A 2700-nucleotide genomic window follows, 5' to 3' on the forward strand; every position below is an offset into this window, starting at 1 on the left:
GCGGCACGCTTCATGCGTGCTGGTGAGAGGCTCTGTGAGGGTTAGGCGGTTCAGGTATCTCTTAACTGAATACATAGGTTTCGAGAAGCGAACCCGGTGAACTGAAACATCTCAGTAGCTGGAGGAAAAGACATCAACCGAGATTCCGTTAGTAGTGGCGAGCGAACGCGGACCAGGCCAGTGCCTTTCATTCAAGTAGCAGAACACTCTGGAAAGTGTGGCCATAGCGGGTGACAGCCCCGTATGCGAAACTGATGTGAAAGGACTCGAGTAGGGCGGGACACGTGTAATCCTGTCTGAACATGGGGGGACCACCCTCCAAGCCTAAATACTCGTACATGACCGATAGCGAACTAGTACCGTGAGGGAAAGGTGAAAAGCACCCCGATGAGGGGAGTGAAACAGTACCTGAAACGGATTGCCTACAAGCAGTAGGAGCCTCTTTATGGGGTGACTGCGTACCTCTTGCATAATGGGTCTGTGACTTAATGTTTCAAGCAAGCTTAAGCCGATAGGTGTAGGCGCAGCGAAAGCGAGTCTGAATAGGGCGACATAGTTTGAAGTATTAGACCCGAAACCCGGCGATCTATGCATGACCAGGATGAAGGTGCGGTAACACGCACTGGAGGTCCGAACCGATTAACGTTGAAAAGTTACCGGATGAGTTGTGCTTAGGGGTGAAAGGCCAATCAAGCCGGGAAATAGCTGGTTCTCCGCGAAAACTATTGAGGTAGTGCCTCGAGCGGACACCATAGGGGGTAGAGCACTGGATGGTTGCGGGGGTCGCGAGATCTACCAATACTAACCAAACTCCGAATACCTATGAGTGATACTCGGGAGACAGACGGCGGGTGCTAAGGTCCGTCGTCAAAAGGGAAACAGCCCTGACCTACAGCTAAGGTCCCCAAGTCGTGTCTAAGTGGGAAAGCATGTGGAAATCCCAAAACAACCAGGAGGTTGGCTTAGAAGCAGCCATCCTTTAAAGAAAGCGTAACAGCTCACTGGTCTAAACAAGGGTTTCTGCGGCGAAGATGTAACGGGGCTCAAGACACGCACCGAAGCTTAGGGTGTGCACTTTGTGCACGCGGTAGCGGAGCGTTCCGTAAGCCTGCGAAGCGATCTGGTAATGGGTCGTGGAGGTATCGGAAGTGCGAATGCAGACATGAGTAGCGATAAAGAGGGTGAGATGCCCTCTCGCCGAAAGACCAAGGGTTCCTGCGCAAGGCTAATCCGCGCAGGGTGAGCCGGCCCCTAAGACGAGCCCGAAGGGGGTAGTCGATGGGAACCACGTTAATATTCGTGGGCCTGGTGGTGTGTGACGGATGGTGTGTGTTGTACGTCCTTATCGGATTGGACGTGCTTCGAAACTGTCCCGGGAAATAGCCCCACCGTATAGACCGTACCCGAAACCGACACAGGTGGTCAGGTAGAGTATACCAAGGCGCTTGAGAGAAGTGTCCTGAAGGAACTCGGCAAATTGCCTCCGTACCTTCGGAAGAAGGAGGCCCCATGTAAGCGCAAGCTCTCATGGGGGGCACAGGCCAGGGGGTAGCGACTGTTTAGCAAAAACACAGGGCTCTGCTAAGTCGGCTTCAAGACGACGTATAGGGCCTGACGCCTGCCCGGTGCCTGAAGGTTAAGTGGAGGAGTGCAAGCTCTGAAATGAAGCCCAGGTAAACGGCGGCCGTAACTATAACGGTCCTAAGGTAGCGAAATTCCTTGTCGGGTAAGTTCCGACCTGCACGAATGGCGTAACGACTTCCCCACTGTCTCCAGGACATGCTCAGCGAAATTGAATTCTCCGTGAAGATGCGGAGTACCCGCGGTTAGACGGAAAGACCCCGTGCACCTTTACTGCAGCTTCAGAGTGGCATTGGACAAGAACTGTGTAGCATAGGTGGGAGGCTTTGAAGCATTGGCGCCAGCCGATGTGGAGCCATAGGTGAAATACCACCCTGTTGTTGTTTAATGTCTAACCTCGTACCGTGAAACCGGTACAGGGACCCTCTGTGGCGGGTAGTTTGACTGGGGCGGTCGCCTCCTAAAGAGTAACGGAGGCGCGCGAAGGTTGGCTCAGGCCGGTTGGAAACCGGCTGTTAGAGTGCAATGGCATAAGCCAGCCTGACTGCGAGACTGACAAGTCGAGCAGAGACGAAAGTCGGTCATAGTGATCCGGTGGTCCCTCGTGGAAGGGCCATCGCTCAACGGATAAAAGGTACGCCGGGGATAACAGGCTGATAACCCCCAAGAGCTCATATCGACGGGGTTGTTTGGCACCTCGATGTCGGCTCATCACATCCTGGGGCTGGAGCAGGTCCCAAGGGTTTGGCTGTTCGCCAATTAAAGTGGTACGTGAGCTGGGTTCAGAACGTCGCGAGACAGTTTGGTCCCTATCTGCCGTGGGCGTCGAAATTTGAGAGGAGTTGACCCTAGTACGAGAGGACCGGGTTGAACGTACCTCTGGTGTACCTGTCGTCGTGCCAACGGCGCAGCAGGGTAGCTATGTACGGACGGGATAACCGCTGAAAGCATCTAAGCGGGAAGCCTCCCTCAAGATAAGATTTCTCAGGACGGTCGAAGACCACGACCTCGATAGATCGGATGTGGAAGTGCGGTAACGCATGGAGCTAACCGATACTAATTGTCCTATTCGCGCTTGAGAGCTCCACACCCCCACCATCAGCCCTGGGCTAGATGGCA

At 54.2% G+C, this 2700-nt stretch carries 1 rRNA gene; it reads left to right on the forward strand.

Annotated features, from left to right (window positions below):
- A 23S ribosomal RNA gene (locus NS355_RS18335) occupies positions 1–2660 on the forward strand; the annotation flags it as partial.
- Between the last annotated feature and the right edge of the window lie 40 nt (positions 2661–2700).

The organism is Sphingomonas yabuuchiae (assembly GCF_001477495.1).
In the GTDB taxonomy this organism is placed as follows: Bacteria; Pseudomonadota; Alphaproteobacteria; order Sphingomonadales; family Sphingomonadaceae; genus Sphingomonas; species Sphingomonas yabuuchiae_A.